At 36.4% G+C, this 16,047-nt stretch carries 16 protein-coding genes; 12 read left to right on the top strand and 4 right to left on the bottom strand.

Annotated features, from left to right (window positions below; translation table 11 throughout):
- Positions 1–2: 2 nt before the first annotated feature.
- The 4 genes from I6U50_RS04620 (at position 3) to I6U50_RS04605 (ending at position 4,503) form a co-directional block, all read left to right on the top strand.
- On the top strand, positions 3–1,556 hold the full coding sequence (locus I6U50_RS04620) for a DUF4301 family protein (RefSeq protein WP_198638010.1): 1,554 nt from the start codon (positions 3–5) through the stop codon (positions 1,554–1,556).
- 6 nt (positions 1,557–1,562) lie between these two features.
- Positions 1,563–1,964, top strand: a complete 402-nt coding sequence (arfB, locus tag I6U50_RS04615; protein ID WP_193711422.1) for an alternative ribosome rescue aminoacyl-tRNA hydrolase ArfB — start codon at positions 1,563–1,565, stop codon at positions 1,962–1,964.
- Between the two features lie 439 nt (positions 1,965–2,403).
- Entirely contained in the window at positions 2,404–2,745 is a 342-nt protein-coding gene (locus I6U50_RS04610) for a hypothetical protein (protein WP_198638009.1), read from the top strand.
- Between the two features lie 399 nt (positions 2,746–3,144).
- Positions 3,145–4,503, top strand: coding sequence for a sigma-54-dependent transcriptional regulator (locus I6U50_RS04605; RefSeq protein WP_198638008.1), 1,359 nt, complete (start codon positions 3,145–3,147; stop codon positions 4,501–4,503).
- On the opposite strand, the gene I6U50_RS04600 is transcribed toward I6U50_RS04605, so the two are convergent.
- Positions 4,493–6,910 carry a hybrid sensor histidine kinase/response regulator gene (locus tag I6U50_RS04600; RefSeq protein WP_198638007.1) on the bottom strand — a complete coding sequence of 806 codons (2,418 nt, stop codon included), beginning with the start codon at positions 6,908–6,910 and terminating at the stop codon, positions 4,493–4,495. The genes I6U50_RS04605 and I6U50_RS04600 overlap by 11 nt on opposite strands.
- Positions 6,911–7,291: 381 nt before the next feature.
- Here I6U50_RS04600 and I6U50_RS04595 point away from each other — a divergent pair, with 381 nt between their 5' ends.
- The gene (locus I6U50_RS04595) at positions 7,292–9,673 is read left to right on the top strand and encodes a TonB-dependent receptor (RefSeq protein ID WP_198638006.1); all 2,382 of its coding nucleotides are present in this window, start codon (positions 7,292–7,294) and stop codon (positions 9,671–9,673) included.
- 47 nt (positions 9,674–9,720) lie between these two features.
- Here the strand turns inward: I6U50_RS04595 and I6U50_RS04590 are convergent, their stop codons facing one another.
- Positions 9,721–10,152, bottom strand: a complete 432-nt coding sequence (locus I6U50_RS04590; RefSeq protein WP_198638005.1) for a Rieske (2Fe-2S) protein — start codon at positions 10,150–10,152, stop codon at positions 9,721–9,723.
- Between the two features lie 119 nt (positions 10,153–10,271).
- Between I6U50_RS04590 and greA the strand changes: the two genes are divergently transcribed.
- From greA to I6U50_RS04575, 3 genes are all read left to right on the top strand, one after another.
- Positions 10,272–10,748: a transcription elongation factor GreA gene (greA, locus tag I6U50_RS04585; protein WP_193711416.1), complete on the top strand. Its 477-nt coding sequence runs from the start codon at positions 10,272–10,274 to the stop codon at positions 10,746–10,748.
- A 107-nt stretch (positions 10,749–10,855) separates the two neighbouring features.
- Positions 10,856–11,245 (top strand): HIT family protein, encoded by a 390-nt coding sequence (locus I6U50_RS04580; RefSeq protein ID WP_193711415.1) that lies wholly within the window; start codon positions 10,856–10,858, stop codon positions 11,243–11,245.
- Positions 11,245–11,655 carry an acyl-CoA thioesterase gene (locus tag I6U50_RS04575; RefSeq protein WP_198638004.1) on the top strand — a complete coding sequence of 137 codons (411 nt, stop codon included), beginning with the start codon at positions 11,245–11,247 and terminating at the stop codon, positions 11,653–11,655. The genes I6U50_RS04580 and I6U50_RS04575 overlap by 1 nt, the downstream gene beginning before the upstream one ends.
- On the opposite strand, the gene I6U50_RS04570 is transcribed toward I6U50_RS04575, so the two are convergent.
- Positions 11,652–12,806: a sensor histidine kinase gene (locus I6U50_RS04570; RefSeq protein ID WP_198638003.1), complete on the bottom strand. Its 1,155-nt coding sequence runs from the start codon at positions 12,804–12,806 to the stop codon at positions 11,652–11,654. The two genes, I6U50_RS04575 and I6U50_RS04570, sit on opposite strands and share 4 nt — an antisense overlap.
- Positions 12,807–12,918: 112 nt before the next feature.
- On the opposite strand from I6U50_RS04570, the gene I6U50_RS04565 reads away from it, so the two are divergent.
- The 4 genes from I6U50_RS04565 to I6U50_RS04550 all read left to right on the top strand — a co-directional run bounded on the left by I6U50_RS04565 (position 12,919) and on the right by I6U50_RS04550 (position 15,445).
- Complete coding sequence (locus tag I6U50_RS04565; protein WP_198638002.1) at positions 12,919–13,797, top strand: flavin reductase family protein; 879 nt, start codon at positions 12,919–12,921, stop codon at positions 13,795–13,797.
- Between the two features lies 1 nt (position 13,798).
- On the top strand, positions 13,799–14,173 hold the full coding sequence (locus I6U50_RS04560) for a DUF3127 domain-containing protein (protein ID WP_198638001.1): 375 nt from the start codon (positions 13,799–13,801) through the stop codon (positions 14,171–14,173).
- Between the two features lie 165 nt (positions 14,174–14,338).
- A complete protein-coding gene (gene aat / locus I6U50_RS04555) occupies positions 14,339–14,986 on the top strand; it encodes a leucyl/phenylalanyl-tRNA--protein transferase (RefSeq protein WP_198638000.1) in 648 nt (215 codons plus the stop codon).
- Positions 14,987–15,010: 24 nt separating this feature from the next.
- Positions 15,011–15,445, top strand: a complete 435-nt coding sequence (locus I6U50_RS04550; protein WP_198628621.1) for a hypothetical protein — start codon at positions 15,011–15,013, stop codon at positions 15,443–15,445.
- A 19-nt stretch (positions 15,446–15,464) separates the two neighbouring features.
- On the opposite strand, the gene I6U50_RS04545 is transcribed toward I6U50_RS04550, so the two are convergent.
- A complete protein-coding gene (locus I6U50_RS04545; protein WP_193711408.1) occupies positions 15,465–16,046 on the bottom strand; it encodes a DNA-3-methyladenine glycosylase I in 582 nt (193 codons plus the stop codon).
- Position 16,047: the final 1 nt, after the last annotated feature.

Here is a 16,047-nt window from a genome sequence, read left to right as displayed (position 1 = left end):
ACGTGGAGTTTAGCGAAATAGATATTTTGCAAATTGAAGAAAAAGGCCTTTCAACCCAGGAGGTTGAAAGACAAATTCAAATATTTGAAAGAGGAAATATAAAAGTTGATATACAACAGGCAGCAACCCCTGGTAACGGGATTTTTGTTTATAGTGTTGAAAAGCAAAAGCAATTTATAAAGACTTTTGAAAACAGGAAACAACAACTTAAGCTGCTGAAATTCGTTCCTGCATCTGGTGCAGCAACAAGAATGTTTAAGGCACTACATAATTTTGTAGATGAGTTTGAACCCGATAAAGAAGGCCTACGTGATTATTTAGATAGAAAAGAAAACAAAGGCCTGCAATTGTTTTTTGAGAAAATAGAGAAGCTTCCATTTTATGAAGAAGCCCTGAAAAAGGCAAATGATAATACCGAGAATTTTTCTAATAAAACCACCGATGAGCAACAAATCATTTTAGTTAAAACAATTTTGTTTAATTCGGGACTTGGGCTGAGTGACTGGCCAAAAGGTTTGGTTCCTTTTCATGCTTATAATGATTTTACTGCTACCGCCTTTGAGGAACATTTACATAGCTCGGCAAAATATCTTTCGGTAGATGGTGTAACTAAATTACATTTTACAGTTTCTGACGGGGATAAAGAAAAGTTTGAAAATGAATTTGAAAGAATAAAAGAAAGACTAGAGGAAGCTACTAATACTAAATTTGAGATTTCCTATTCCTATCAGGATCCAAAAACCGATACTATAGCGGTAGATGAGAATAATGTAGCTTTTAGGGATGAAGAGAACCGACTGTTTTTTAGACCGGGAGGGCATGGTGCCTTAATTGAAAATTTGCAACAGCAGGACGCCGATGTTCTTTTTATTAAAAACATAGATAATGTAGTGATTAATAAGAATATTCCTGAGGTTGTTGAGATGAAGAAAATGCTGGGCGGAAAACTTCTTAGCCTGCAAGATCAGATTTTTGACTATATGCGACTTTTAGATGCCGGAAATATTTCGGAAACTAAACTAGACGAAATAGCAGAGTTTTTGGAAAAAGAACTTTTTGTGAAAGTAACTTCTTCTTTTAACAAGTTTACAGGGGAGGAGAAAATGCAGTATTTATGTAAGAAACTAGACAGGCCTGTAAGGGTATGTGGAATGGTAAAAAATGAAGGTGAACCGGGAGGTGGCCCTTTTTTGGTTAAAAATGAAGATGGTGAAATTTCGTTGCAAATTATTGAGGGAGCACAAATAGACAAGGATAATGCAGAGCAATTGGAGATCCTTAATAATTCTACTCATTTTAATCCTGTAGACATTGCCTGTAGTCTTAAAAATTATAAAGGAGAAAGTTTTGAACTTCAGCAGTATGTAGATGAGAATATGAGTTTTATTGCTCATAAAACCAAGGATGGAAAAGCCTTAAAAGCTTTAGAGAGACCTGGTTTGTGGAATGGTGGTATGGCATATTGGAATACGGTTTTTGTGGAGGTTCCTTTAGAAACTTTTAATCCTGTAAAAACAGTAGCCGATCTTTTAAAACCTTCTCACCAACCTAATTAATTTGTTTTGGATGAAGCGCAAATAACACGGGAACTCAGTTTTAAAGCCGTGAGAAGCTCAGGTTCCGGTGGCCAGCACGTAAATAAAACTTCTTCGAAGGTTGAACTTTATTTCAATGTGGAAACTTCTAAAGGACTTTTGGAAGAGGAGAAATTGCGCTTACAAAAGAAATTGGCTTCAAGACTTACTAAAGATCATCTTCTAATTTTGCATAGTGAAGAAAGCCGAAGTCAACATAAAAATAAGATAATTGTTATTGAAAAATTCTTTGATCTGTTGCGGGAAAATATAAAAAAACCTAAAGCTAGAAAGAAGACCAAGCCTGGAAAAGCGGCAAAATTAAAGCGCCTGAAAGCCAAGAAAATAAATGCCGAAAAGAAAGCTAGAAGAGGTGATCCATTAAAATAATGGGGTGCTTTTCTACACTTGTGTAGAAATAATCCCCTATTTTTTGTTTGTTGTGTGTAGAGATTTGGGAATTTTATTAACCAATGTGTTTGTTTTCAGTTTGTTAAGGGTTTGGGCGGTAAGTGGTATGATTTTTTATATCTCACTTATGCTAAATTAAAGTAAATATAGCAGCTTAAGATACTGTTGTATAATTTAGATTTTCGGAGAAAAAGAGGCCTAAGGGTCTCTTTTTTTTGTGGCTTACTTTTGGTAATCCACACTTCTACATAATGTTCTCTTAAAAGATATGTTTTTCTACATAATATTTTGCTAATTCTAAACTCAGTGATGATTTAATTTGCTGATAATCAATATTTTAATTGAAAACGTAAGGTTTTGGTATAATTATTCCTATATACTTTGCATAATATAACCACAAATCTAAAATTTTATCATTATGAAAAAGCTAGGATTAAGTTTAATGGCCGCAGGAGGAATGTTTTTATTTAGTCAAAATGTTCAGGCTCAGGTAGAAGATCCCGAAAAGGTGGAGCAAATGGAAGATGTAGAAGAGGTACAGGAAGTTCAGGAGGATTATAAAAAAGTAGATGTGCTGGTGCTTCCACAAGCAATTAAAGATGCAATAATGACTGACCTAAATGGAGCTGTTGCAGAAGAAGCCTGGGTAAAAGAAAAAGACGGGAAGCAAATATATAAGCTGTCGCTTAATGTAGATGGAGAAAAACAAAAGGCTTATATCGATAAAGACGGAAACTGGATAAAAAAAGAAGATAAATAGTTTTATCGGTTCAACTAACCACTAATCTTTGTTGATCTTATTTTGCCCTACCAAAAGGTTCAACAGAGATTTTAATTTAACAACCGAATATTAAGAGAAACCAACTCTTTCGGTGCCAATTTTAGAGCAACAAAGTAATGAAAGGGAGAAAATCTTAAATGGTTAAAAAGCCTTAACGGCCTACTAACTAACACTTTTTTTAGTCATTTAAGAATGGAAAGATTTTATGTAAACGCTGCTTTTGGTAAATTGGAAAATGGATACCACCCAATGACAGGTTAATAAATAATTTAGATTGTCATTGAAGAGAGACCTTTAACGAGGTCTCTTTTTTTATGCTTATTTTAAACTTAATGAGTTTTAGATTGTTAAATTTGCAAGACGTTTAAATAAAAATCAATGACAAGAATTCTTATAGTTGAAGATGATGTGCCTTTTGGAACCATGCTTAAAACGTTTCTAATTAAGCGAGACTATGAGGTTGAATTGGTTTTTAGTGGACTAGAAGCTTTTAAAAAGTTAAAAGAAACCGCTTTTAACCTAATTCTTTCAGATGTTAGGTTACCTGATACAAACGGACTTGATGTTCTAAAAAAGGTAAAGGCTGAAAATGCCGAAACTCAGGTTATTATTATGACCAGTTATGCCGAAATTAGTATGGCGGTAGAGGCAATGAAAATTGGAGCTTTTGATTACGTATCTAAACCATTTAGGCCTGAATCAATTTTACAAACCATAGAAAATGCCCTAACCCATACTCAGGTAAAACCGGAGAAGGAGAAAAAACAAGCTAAACCATTATCAAAACCTGCTGCTACACCTAAGGAAACTAGTTTTGTAAAAGGAGTTAGCGAAGCTGCGCTAAAATTAAGTGATTACATACAGCTGGTAGCTCCTACAAACATGTCTGTTTTAATAATGGGCGAAAGTGGAACCGGGAAAGAACAGGTGGCAAAGAGTATTCATGAACAGAGTAAGCGCGCCGGTGAGCCATTTATCGCTGTAGATTGCGGTGCGATTCCAAGAGAATTGGCTTCCAGTGAATTTTTTGGGCATTTAAAAGGCTCTTTTACCGGGGCTATAAACGACAAAACCGGGCATTTTGAAGCGGCAAATGGTGGTACTTTGTTTCTGGATGAAATTGGTAATTTAAGCTATGAATTACAGGTTCAATTATTAAGGGCTCTTCAGGAAAGAAAAATTAAACCCGTAGGTAGCAATAATGAGTTGCATGTAGATATTCGGGTAATAACCGCTACTAACGAAGATCTTGCGCAAGCTGTAAAAGATGGTGAGTTTAGGGAAGATCTTTACCATAGGTTAAATGAATTTTCAATTAAGGTTCCTTCTCTAAAGGAGCGTAAAGAAGATTTAATGCTTTTTGCAGAATATTTCCTGGATGAGGCCAATACCGAATTGGAGAAAAATGTGATAGGTTTTACCGAAAGTGCTATAGAAGCTTTTAAGAACTATAACTGGCCCGGGAATTTAAGGGAGTTAAAAAATATGGTAAAGCGCGCAGCATTGCTTACCCAGGACGAAATGATACCTCTTAAAGTGCTACCATATGAAATTGCAACGGCAAACCATACGAATACAGAAACCGAATATGGTCTATTTAAAAATAAAAACGAAGAGCAGTTAATTTTAGATGCTTTGGAAAGATCTGGAGGAAATAAGAGTAAAGCTGCCAGGTTACTTTCTATAGATCGTAAAACACTTTACAACAAACTAAAACAGTATAATATTAAACTTTAATTTCCTGTTCGAGTTCTTTCATTAGGCTTAAAATGCCGTTTCTCAACTCCTTGAACTCCTGATTTGTAAAAGCTTCATGCTGTTCTAATCTCTCTAATTTTTTCGCTAAGGGTACTGCCTTTATTTGCTTTAACATAGGTACCATCTTATGCGCTAATCTGGCCACTTCCTTAAAATTATTCTCATTGCGAGCCAGTGCAATAAGTTCTATTTGTGACCTGGAACTTTCAATAAAGGCCTCTAAAATACTTTGAACAGCTTCCTGGTCTCCAGCCGAAAAATCATAAATATCCTGAAGGTTATAATGATTATTCTTAGAATGTTGTAGGTTATTATTTATTTTGCTCTTAAGTTCCAGTTTAAAAATATCGGCAATACTTTCCTGAAGTTTTTTTGGCTTATAGGGTTTTAAAAGGCTTTTGTTGAATCCGGCCAGTTTATATGTTTCTACATCAACATCTGTTCTGCCCGATAGGGCAATAACCGGTAATTCTCCTGTTTTATATTTTTTTCTAATATTTTTAATCAAGTCAAAACCATCCATTTCTGGCATTTGTATATCGGTTAATACCAAAGAATAGTTTCGGGTTTTCAGTTTATCCAGAGCTTCATTTCCATTAAATGCACTATCGCATTGCATTCCCATAGATTTTAGCAACTCACGTGTTAAGGAAAGCTGGGAGGGTTCGTCGTCTACAATGAGTGCTGTTTTGCCGGTAAGGTCAGGTAATTCTGGTGTAGCTAATTTTTCCGGCTCTTTAATAGTTTCAGTAGCCAATTTTCTAACCGGGAGAAAAACTATAAATTCGCTACCATTACCCTGTTCACTCTTCAGCTTTAATTCACCTTTAAGCAACTCAATTAAGCTTTTTGTAATGGCAAGTCCAAGTCCTGTTCCGCCGTATGCTTTTTCTATTTTTGTGTTTTCCTGTGAGAATTCTTCAAATATCTCATCTTGTTTTTCTTCTGAAATACCAATACCGGTATCTCTTACTGAAATAACAAGGCAGTAACTGTCTTCAATTTCCTTTTTAAGGTCTATTTGGATGTTAATTTCACCTTCTTTGGTGAACTTATAGGCGTTGGTAATTAAATTGGCAATAATTTGCTTTATTCTAAATGGATCGCTAAGAACTTGCGTATCTGAAGCTTTAGAAGCCCGAAAAACGATAGATACATTTTCATTTCTTTGAGCCGGTAGAGCATTGTAAACCGTATCTTCTATGAGTTTAGCCGGATTAAACGGTAGTTTTTCCACCGTCATTTTTCCTGCTTCCAGTTTAGAAAGATCCAATAAATCATTTACCAGGTGCAAAATAAAGCTAGACGATTTTTTTACCTGGTCTATATAATGCGATTGTTTGGTGTTTAAGGAAGATTTTTCAATAAGATCTGTATAGCCAATAAGCGTATTTAAAGGCGATCTTAAATCGTGGGTAATGGCGGCCATAAATTGTTCCCGCCTTTTTAATAAGGTTTCTGCAAAATCTTTGGCTTCTTCCAGTTGGCTACGGTACTGCTGACTTTTAGTGATATCCTTAATGATAAAAATAAGTGATAGTAATATAATTAAGAAGCTTACTATTCCGGCAATTATGAAAATTTGAGAGCTCTCTTTTATCATATCCTGGGAAACTTTTGCCCTTTGTATGGAGGCTTCCCGCTCTTCCAATTCAATTTTCCCCAGTAAACGGCGCAATTGCTGGTTAATAATCATATCATTTTCCAGAAATTCCTGTTCTTTTTTATCTACAGTATTTTGAAAACGCCTGGTAGCAATTTCCAATTCACTTAATACATTTCTAACAGAACCTATTATAGAATCGGCTGTTCGGTTGGTGAGTTTTTCGGCATTGTCTTCACGCGAATATTCCAGCAATCTAATTAATAGCCTTCGTTGGTGTGGTTCCAGATTAGAGAAACGTTGGTTGTAATTATAATCATCAAAAGAAGGATCTACTTTTTTTAATTCGGTTAAAACCTGTGAGTAATAGTTTTGATTTCGCTGTTGTTCTCTTAATTCATATAATTCCTGAAGGTTGGTAGACTTGTCAGAAAGTAACTTTTTAATGCTATCTAGTTCATTTTTTATCGAACTATCGGCATAACCGGTTTTTAACTTATTAATATTAAGTTTTATACTATCTATTTGACTTTGGTATTTATCAAGGCCTGCTTCATTTCCGGTTTGAATAAGCTGCCTGCTTAAATTTTCAGTTTCATATAAGCTGGTGGTGATATCGCTCAGCATAAAAAGCTGTTCGTTGTTATTGTTGTTTTTTTCTGAAATCTGGCTAAAAGCAACCACCTGGTTCCATACCAGCCAAACAGCAACAGCAGCTAATGCGGCTATTAAGAGATAGCCGCTAATTACTTTATAAGTTATTGATCGTTTTGTATTTCGCATAAATTTCTTGTCACCAAAATTACGCCATTTATACGAAACGATACCGCCAATTGAGTGTTCTTAATTTTTTGAGCTAAGGTGGCCTCAGTTGGGCTTGTAGAATTAATTTTAAACGATAAATTTATAGACCTAAAACGTATGGTATATCCATAAAAGCTTTATACATTTGCGGCCAATCTCAAAGGGGTGCCACTTAAGTGTGGCTGAGATCATACCCAAAGAACCTGGGCGGGTAATGCTGCCAAGGGACATGCGCAGAAAGCGTAAAAAGTATGTACTCCTGAAAATGCCAAAACACCGGTGGGCAATTTCAGGATTTTTTATTTAATTCAAAAACCAAAGAATAATAGCCCCTTTTATTCGTAAAATAATTTATTACGAATGAAATCTTTATTATTTTTTAGTGGCCTATGCCTTATTTCATTGCAGGCTTTAGCTCAAACCCACATTTTAAAAGGTAAGGTTACCCGTGGGGAAACCCCGGTAGAGGGTGTTGCCGTTTATGCCGTAGAATCGGGCAAAGGAACCGCTACCGACGAGAATGGGAAATATAGCCTGGAGCTTAAAGAAGGTGCTTACCAGCTTGTATTTTCTTACGGAAACCAAAAAAGTTTAAACGTAGAACTCAATCAAGATCAAACCCTAAATGTAGACCTTGCAGACGTACAGGAAGTTCTGGATGAGGTTTTCCTATCTTCTTTAAGGGTAAACGCTCAATCGCCTATAACTTATAGCAACCTTAGCAATGAGGAGATTGAAGACAGAAACCTGGGACAGGATATTCCTATTCTTATGAACTACATGCCTAATGTGGTTACTACCAGTGATGCCGGTGCCGGTGTTGGATACACCGGACTTAGAGTACGGGGAAGTGGAACGACGAGTACAAATGTAACTATAAATGGTATTCCTTATAATGATGCTGAAAGCCTTGGATCTTTTTGGGTGAACCTGGGAGATTTTGCTTCTTCTGTAGAAAATTTACAATTGCAGCGCGGAGTAGGAACCTCTACCAATGGTGCAGGAGCTTTTGGTGCCAGTCTTAATATTTTAACCGATGCTTATAGCGAAGAAGCAAACGCCGAAATTTCTAATAGTTATGGTTCTTTTAATACCCATAAACATACACTTAAATTTAGTACGGGTTTATTAAACGATCACTGGGAAATTGCCGGCCGTGCTTCACAAATTAAGAGCGATGGCTATATAGATAGGGCCAGCAGCGATTTAAAATCCTACTTTTTACAAGCCACGTATGTAGACGAAAATACACTGGTTAAGGCTATAACTTTCGGCGGAAGTGAAAGAACTTACCAGGCCTGGTACGGTATAGATGGGGAAACCCTTGAAAACGACCGAACCTATAATCCTGCCGGAATATATACCGATGAGGAAGGAAATACTAAATTTTACGAGAATCAAACCGATAATTATAAACAAGATCATTATCAGCTATTATGGAACCAGGAATATAGCAGTAACTGGTCTTCTAACCTGGCTTTCCACTATACCTATGGTCGTGGTTATTATGAAGAATATGAGGAAGATGCCACTTTAAATGAATTTGGTCTTCCAAATTTTCAGGCTAATGGTGAGGAGGTTAGTACATCGGACCTTGTAGGGACTAAATGGCTGGATAATGATTTCTATGGAACCACTTTTGGGTTGAATTATAAGGATGCAGATTGGGATGTTAATTTTGGTGGTGCCTGGAATAGATATATCGGCGATCACTTTGGCGAAGTAATCTATACTCGTTTTGCCCAAAATAAAGACCCTTATGAGCCGTATTACGAAAACGTGGGAACAAAAACAGATTTCAACCTTTACGGAAAGGCAACCTATGCAATTTCAGAGAAGTTGGCCGGATATTTAGATATGCAAATTAGGACCATAGACTATGAAACTGAGGGAATGTTATCTGAAGGAACCGAATTTCTTATAGACGATTCTTTTACCTTCTTTAATCCTAAGGCAGGTTTAACCTATGCATTGAACAGTCAAAATCAATTCTACTTTTCTTATGCCCGTGCCAATAGAGAGCCAAGAAGAAGCGATTATGAAAACGGAGATCCGGAACATGAGGAATTAAACGATTATGAATTAGGTTGGAGATATAATAGCCCGAAGGTTCAATTAAATACCAATTTATATTATATGGATTATCAAAATCAATTGGTGCTTACCGGTGGTATTGATGATGTAGGTGCTTTTATTCGGGAAAATAGTGGAAATAGCTATCGTTTAGGCCTGGAAATAGATGCGGTAATTAGGCTTTCAGAAAAAGTAGTGCTAAGGCCAAACCTGGCATTAAGTCAAAATAGAAATAAAGATTTTGTAGCTACCTGGGATGGGGAACTCGTAGACTATGGCAATACAGATATCTCTTTCTCTCCTTCTGTAGTAGGGGGTAACAGAATTAGCTATTTACCGGTAAACGGGCTTGAATTAAGCCTTCTTTCAAAATATGTAGGCGAGCAATATATGAGTAATATTGAAGTTGAAACATCTAAGCTAGATGCTTATTTTGTGAACGATTTTAATATTCAGTATACCTGGAGAAATGCACCATTCTTTAAAGAAGTGGTTTTTACAGGATTGGTTAATAATATTTTTGGAGAAGAATATGTGTCTAACGGCTATTACTATACATTTAATATAGAAAACCCAGATACTGCTACCGGGGTGCAAACCCTTGATGGTGCCGGATATTATCCGCAAGCTACCACTAACCTTTTAGGTGGAATTACCTTGAAATTTTAATTTGTTTGTCGCCTCTCTCCTTCTTTTTTATGGGAGGGGAGAGGTTTTTAATTATAAACCTCTATGTTGTTTCCGCGGCGTTCAATTCGGTAAGGCTTCATAGAATACTTTCCATCACCTTCCAGTAATTCGCCCGTAATTATATTATAAGCATTGGCATCTTCACAATTACAGGTAGCAACTACCCCTTCAACAGTCATGGCCGAACAATTGTTTGGCGGATGATTAGGGTCACTTAGCTCGAAAGCAGTATACTGCGTATTGTTTATGTTATAGATTACAACCCCCCTTATGCCTTCTCTATAAGTTACAAAACTATTTCCGGGAAAGGTTAATTGGTTGTTTGGTTGAAATTTTAAGTTTAACTGAAAACTAAAATTTAAATTGATAAGGTTAGGGTTGTTATGCGAATTATCATCATTTGGGGAGCACGCGCTAAAAAATATTGAAAATAGAAGTAAAATAAGCCTTTTTTTCATGAGATCGATAAATATTTCGCTAAATAATATTATTGTTTTCAAGGTGTAAATTTATTATATTTGTTAATTAAATCCCGTCGCGTTATGGGATTTTTTCTATTTATATAAACGATGTAGTTATGAGCAAAGTATCTTATTATACGAAAGAGGGGCTTAAAAAATTGAAAGACGAACTAAACCATTTACGTGATGTAGAAAGGCCAAGAGCTTCAGAAGCTATTGCCGAAGCCCGGGATAAAGGAGATTTGAGTGAAAATGCCGAATATGATGCAGCAAAAGAAGCACAGGGCCTTTTAGAAATGAAGATTTCTAAAATGGAAGAAGTGGTTGCAAATGCACGGGTTATAGACGAGTCTCAATTAGACACCTCGAAAGTGCTGGTACATTCCCATGTAAAAATAAAGAACCAAACCAATGGTGCGGAAGTAAAATATAAATTGGTAGCTCAAAGTGAGGCCGATCTTAAAGCGGGTAAGATTTCAGTAGACTCCCCTATAGGAAAAGGTTTATTGGGCAAGGAGGTTGGTGATATCGCAGAGATTGATGTGCCAAGTGGTACCATGAAATTTAAGGTTCTGGAGATCTGGAGAGAGTAGATTTTCAGTTTTAACAGTTTTAAAAATCCTTTTCCAATACCTTTAACCAGGTTTTTGTGAAAAGGATTTTATATTTAATAAAATAACCAACTAATTCAATATGTATTATGTCTAGTTTATTTACAAAAATTGTAAAAGGTGAAGTCCCTGCCTATAAAGTAGCAGAAGATAGTCAGTTTTTGGCTTTCCTGGATATAAACCCTAATGCAAAAGGCCATGTTCTTTGTATTCCTAAGAAAGAGGTAGATAAGATTTTTGACCTGGAAGAAGAGGTGTACCAGGAATTGATGCGTTTTTCCCGAAAAGTAGCTATTGCTTTAGAGAAAACAATAGAATGTAAACGCGTTGGAATGGCAGTGGTTGGCCTGGAAGTGCCGCACGTACACGTACACCTTATTCCGCTTAACTCGATGAGCGATATGGATTTCTCTAAAAGTATTAAAATGGAAGACGAAGAGTTTAAAAAATTGGCATCTTCTATTCACGTGAACCTGTAATGAAGATTGAAGACTATAAATTAACGCTCCAATTAAGAATAGATTGGAGCGATTTAGATATGTATAAGCATGTAAATAATATTTCGTTTATGCGTTATCTGCAATCTGGCCGGGTAAATTTCTGGGAAGCGTCGGGGATTTACAAAATGTATGAAGAAACCAATATGGGGACTATGTTAGTTTCAACCCAATGTGATTTTAAAAAGTCGCTGTATTATCCCGGTAAGGCCATTGTAAAAACTAAACTGGATTTTATTAAGAATAGCAGTTTCGGCTTAAAACATTTAATTCTAGATGAAGAAGACGCTGTTTGTGCCGAGGCTAAAGATGTGGTGGTGTGTTACGATTTTAATAAAAACAAAAGTTGCGCAATTCCCACAGATCTCCGGGAAAAGCTTTCTGGATTCTAAATTTTTCTAAGCGAAATTTTAAAAGTAGTGCCTTTGTTAATTTCGCTTTCTGCTACTTTAATCCTACCGTGGTGGTAGCTTTCAATAATTCTTTTCGCCAAAGATAAACCAAGGCCCCAACCTCTTTTTTTGGTTGTATGGCCGGGTTCAAAAATGAGATTGAATTTATTTTTTTCTACCCCTTTGCCTGTATCTTTAATGAAAATATGTGCCCATTTTTGATCTTCCTGAATGCTGATGTTTAATTTTCCTTTTCCGCGCATAGCATCTATGGCGTTTTTTACAAGGTTCTCTATAGTCCAACTATAAAGCTGCTGGTTTAGCATTACAGGTATGCTTCCTTCGGGAACATCAATGCTAAACGCTATAAGTTTTGAACTTCTGCTTTTTAAATAATCAAAACTATGTTGGGTGGCTGCAATGATATTTGTTTCTTCCAAAATGGGGGCAGAGCCTATTTTAGAAAATCGTTCTGTAATGGTTTCCAGACGCGAAATATCTTTTTCCATTTCTACTATGTAGGTGGTGTTTACATTCTCCTGCTTCAGGATTTCTGTCCAGCCAATAAGGGAGGATAAGGGGGTGCCAATTTGGTGTGCAGTTTCTTTTGCCATCCCGGCCCAAAGCTTATTCTGCTCGCTACTTTTAGTAGTGGTATAAAAGAAATAGACTACACCAATAAACAGGAACCCTATAAGTACAAGGCCTACGGGATAATATTTAAGGCTGTTTAAAACGGGAGAGTTCCCATAGTAGATATATTGTTTCTCTCCATTTCCAAGATTGATAATTATGGGCTCGTTTTCATCTTTCAGGTCGGCTAATAATTTCTTTGCACGTGCGGTATCTTCCAGCTTACCGGGGTCTATATTAGTGGTATAGGCAATTTCCCCATCGGCATCAGTATGGATAATGGGTATGGATGTATTGTTGTTTAAAATTTCAAGAATAAGATCTAAATCGGCATCTTCAGGAGGGGGCTCCCTGTCCAGGGCTTCTTGTGCTTTAGCCCACACGCTCATTTTTGCCCTTTCGTCTTCTTTTAAACGTTGAAAAAAAATACTGGTGTTCCATAATACCAGACCCACAACAATAAAACAAGAAATAATAATAAACCAGCGATTAAAGCTACGTTCGTCTGTAAAGTTCATAAAGGCCTTTAAGCTTTAAAAGATTTAAAGATAAGCGTTTTTAAACGAATTTTATTGCATAACCCGGCTTTTCATTCCCTAATGGTTTCGTTACCTTTGCCAAAAAATAAGTATGTTTACTATAGATCCTAAGGAGGTTAGTACAGGAAAACTTCATCGTTATTTGCTGGGAGCTATTGGGCCAAGGCCCATTGCCTTTGCCAGTACTATAGATGCTCAAGGCCGTCCTAACCTATCGCCATTTAGTTTTTTTAATGTTTTTGGATCTAATCCACCTACGCTAATTTTTTCTCCTGCCAGAAGAGGTCGTGATAATACGGTAAAGCATACTTACAACAATGTAAAAGATATAGATGAGGTGGTGATCAATATTGTGAATTATGATATTGTTCAGCAAATGTCCCTTTCAAGTACCGAGTATGCTGAAGGTGTAAATGAATTTGAAAAAGCTGGCTTTTCAATGTTGAAGTCTGAGCTGGTACGGCCATTTCGAGTAGCGGAGTCTCCGGTGCAATTTGAATGTAAAGTAAAGCAGGTTATTGAGACCGGCCAGGAAGGAGGTGCCGGAAACCTGGTGATTTGTGAGGTTCTTAAAATGCATATTAATGAACACATTCTAGATGAAGATGGTTTTATAGATCAGCATAAAATAGATCTCGTAGCAAGAATGGGTGGTAACTGGTATACCCGTGCCAACCCGGGAATGTTCGAGGTGCCAAAACCACTTTCAAGCCTCGGGATAGGAGTAGATGCGATCCCGGCTGAAATTAGGGAAAGTAAAATACTAACCGGGAACGATTTAGGGAAACTGGGTAATGTAGAAGCCCTTCCTCAAAAAAAGCAAATTGACAGTTTTATAGCCGAAAATAAAGATTTGGCAGATTTGGTAAAAACCAGCAACAAAGAAGATATTCATACACAGGCACAGTTGTTTTTAGAAAAGAACAATGTTGATGCTGCCTGGAAATTATTATTAGCAAAAACAGATTAAGATGGAAGTACAAGGTAAAATTAAATTGATAGGGGAAACCAAAACCTTTGGGAATAACGGTTTTAGAAAAAGAGAAGTGGTAGTGACTACCGAGGAGCAATATCCGCAACATCTTATGGTGGAGTTTGTACAGGACAAGACAGACTTGCTTAACAATTTTCAGGTGGGGCAGCCTGTAAAAATTGGAATTAACTTAAGAGGTAGAGAATGGGTGAGCCCACAAGGAGAAACAAAATATTTTAATTCTATCCAGGGGTGGAGAATAGAGAATTTACAGGCAGAGCAGCCAACCGGAGGGCAAAATGTGCCACCACCAGATAATTTTGAACCGGCAAATAATCTAAATGAAGAAGATTATGACGATCTTCCATTCTAGAGATTTTCTTCAAAGAAAATTAATGAGGTTATCTTAAAAGATTCTATTTTTTAAGGTTTAACATCAAAGCAGAACAATTCCAATTATAAAAAGCTTAGCATCCTATTAAGAGGGCTAAGCTTTTTCTTTTTGTACATTTCCTCACAAACCTATAAAACCATTTAATTGCATTATTTAGAGCCAAACGAAAAATTTCCACCCATTACTGAAGCAGATGAACAGGGCTTATTGGCTATTGGGGGAGATTTAAGTATTTCAAGATTAATCTATGCATATAATCATGGTATTTTTCCCTGGTATGATGCCTCACAGCCATTGCTGTGGTGGAGCCCGGATCCTAGAATGGTGCTTTTTCCTGAAAAATTAAAAGTCTCTAAAAGCATGAAACAGTTGCTTAGAAAAAAGAAGTTTACAGTAAGCTTTAATACACACTTTAACGCGGTAATAGAAGCCTGCGCTCAAATAAGGCGTGATGGTCAGCATGGTACCTGGATTACCCGGGAGATGATAGCAAGTTATAACAGTTTGCACAAACTTAATATAGCGCAATCTGTAGAAGTTTGGGAGAACGGGGATTTAGTTGGCGGTCTTTATGGGATTTACCTGAAAGATAAAAATGTGTTTTGTGGTGAAAGTATGTTTACCAGGGTGAGCAATGCCTCTAAATACGGCTTTATTACATTGGTTAATAAGTTAAAAGAAGAGGGAGTAAAACTTATAGACTGCCAGGTTTATACAAGGCATTTAGAAAGCCTGGGTGCCGAAGAAATTCCGCGAGATGAATTTCTTAGCTATTTAGGTTTTTCTTCATAAATTTATAGATAAAAAGATATCTAAATGAAAAAAATATTTGGCTGCCTATTTCTAATAACAATATTGGCCTGTGAACCTTCTAATAATGAGCCTAAAGAACCTGAACAGGTTAATATTATATCTGAATTAGATTATTTTGAGTATAAAAGAGATGAATACGAAGGTACAATAACCTTAAGTTATAGGGTTACGCATACTAATAATTCTTCTTTTGATGTGGAAGGTTATTCTCGGGTAAATTTAGCTTATAAAGGGCAGGAAGATGAAATGACCTGGAGTATTCTTGAGTATGGGGAAGATGCTCACTGCCCCGTAATTGTAGCAGGTGGAACCTGTGTGGAAGAGTTTGAAGATATTCAGGAAATTGATGAAGAATATGAAGAAGCGGTTTACCCAGATGGTTCAGGAGAAATTGTTTTAGTAGACTATAGCTATACTGTTACCAACGAATTGAGATAAGAGTGATAAAGATATAGAGTCATTTTCCCAGTTTTTTTACCTCTGAATGCCTAAAACAAGAGGTTTCGTGATCGTTCACCATTCCCGTAGCCTGCATATGTGCATATATTACTGTAGGTCCTGTAAACTTAAACCCCTTCTTTTTTAGATCTTTACTTAATTTATCACTAATTTGGGTAGTTGCGGGGGCTTCTTTGTAATTTTCTAGTGTATTCTGAATAGGTTTTTCATTAACAAACCCCCAAATATACTTGCTGAAACTTCCGTATTCTTTTTTAACTTCTATAAAAGCCTTAGCATTGGTTACGGTAGCCCTAATCTTTAGTTTATTCCGTATAATTCCAGGGTTTTGAAGTAATTCCTGAATTTTTTCTTCGGAATAGTTTGCAATTTTTTTATAATCAAAATCATCAAATGCCTTCCTGAAATTTTGGCGTTTTCGTAAAATGGTAATCCAACTTAAACCGGCCTGAAAGGTTTCGAGTATAAGAAATTCAAAAATAGTAGCATCGTCATATATGGGTACGCCCCATTCCTCATCGTGATATGCTTCATAAAGAGCATCGCCTTCACACCATCCGCAGCGGTTTAGTTTTTTCATT

The organism is Salegentibacter maritimus (assembly GCF_016236975.1).
In the GTDB taxonomy this organism is placed as follows: domain Bacteria; phylum Bacteroidota; class Bacteroidia; order Flavobacteriales; family Flavobacteriaceae; genus Salegentibacter; species Salegentibacter maritimus.
Note: the sequence above shows the minus strand (reverse complement) of the source record. Positions and strands in the feature narration are given on the sequence as shown.

Coding starts and splice junctions, on each gene's coding strand:
- I6U50_RS04610 (WP_198638009.1), top strand. CDS start 2,404: ATGAAAAAGCTAGGATTAAGTTTAATGGCCGCAGGAGGAATGTTTTTA.
- I6U50_RS04605 (WP_198638008.1), top strand. CDS start 3,145: ATGACAAGAATTCTTATAGTTGAAGATGATGTGCCTTTTGGAACCATG.
- I6U50_RS04600 (WP_198638007.1), bottom strand. CDS start 6,910: ATGCGAAATACAAAACGATCAATAACTTATAAAGTAATTAGCGGCTAT.
- I6U50_RS04595 (WP_198638006.1), top strand. CDS start 7,292: ATGAAATCTTTATTATTTTTTAGTGGCCTATGCCTTATTTCATTGCAG.
- I6U50_RS04590 (WP_198638005.1), bottom strand. CDS start 10,152: ATGAAAAAAAGGCTTATTTTACTTCTATTTTCAATATTTTTTAGCGCG.
- greA (WP_193711416.1), top strand. CDS start 10,272: ATGAGCAAAGTATCTTATTATACGAAAGAGGGGCTTAAAAAATTGAAA.
- I6U50_RS04580 (WP_193711415.1), top strand. CDS start 10,856: ATGTCTAGTTTATTTACAAAAATTGTAAAAGGTGAAGTCCCTGCCTAT.
- I6U50_RS04575 (WP_198638004.1), top strand. CDS start 11,245: ATGAAGATTGAAGACTATAAATTAACGCTCCAATTAAGAATAGATTGG.
- I6U50_RS04570 (WP_198638003.1), bottom strand. CDS start 12,806: ATGAACTTTACAGACGAACGTAGCTTTAATCGCTGGTTTATTATTATT.
- I6U50_RS04565 (WP_198638002.1), top strand. CDS start 12,919: ATGTTTACTATAGATCCTAAGGAGGTTAGTACAGGAAAACTTCATCGT.
- I6U50_RS04560 (WP_198638001.1), top strand. CDS start 13,799: ATGGAAGTACAAGGTAAAATTAAATTGATAGGGGAAACCAAAACCTTT.
- I6U50_RS04550 (WP_198628621.1), top strand. CDS start 15,011: ATGAAAAAAATATTTGGCTGCCTATTTCTAATAACAATATTGGCCTGT.
- I6U50_RS04545 (WP_193711408.1), bottom strand. CDS start 16,046: ATGAAAAAACTAAACCGCTGCGGATGGTGTGAAGGCGATGCTCTTTAT.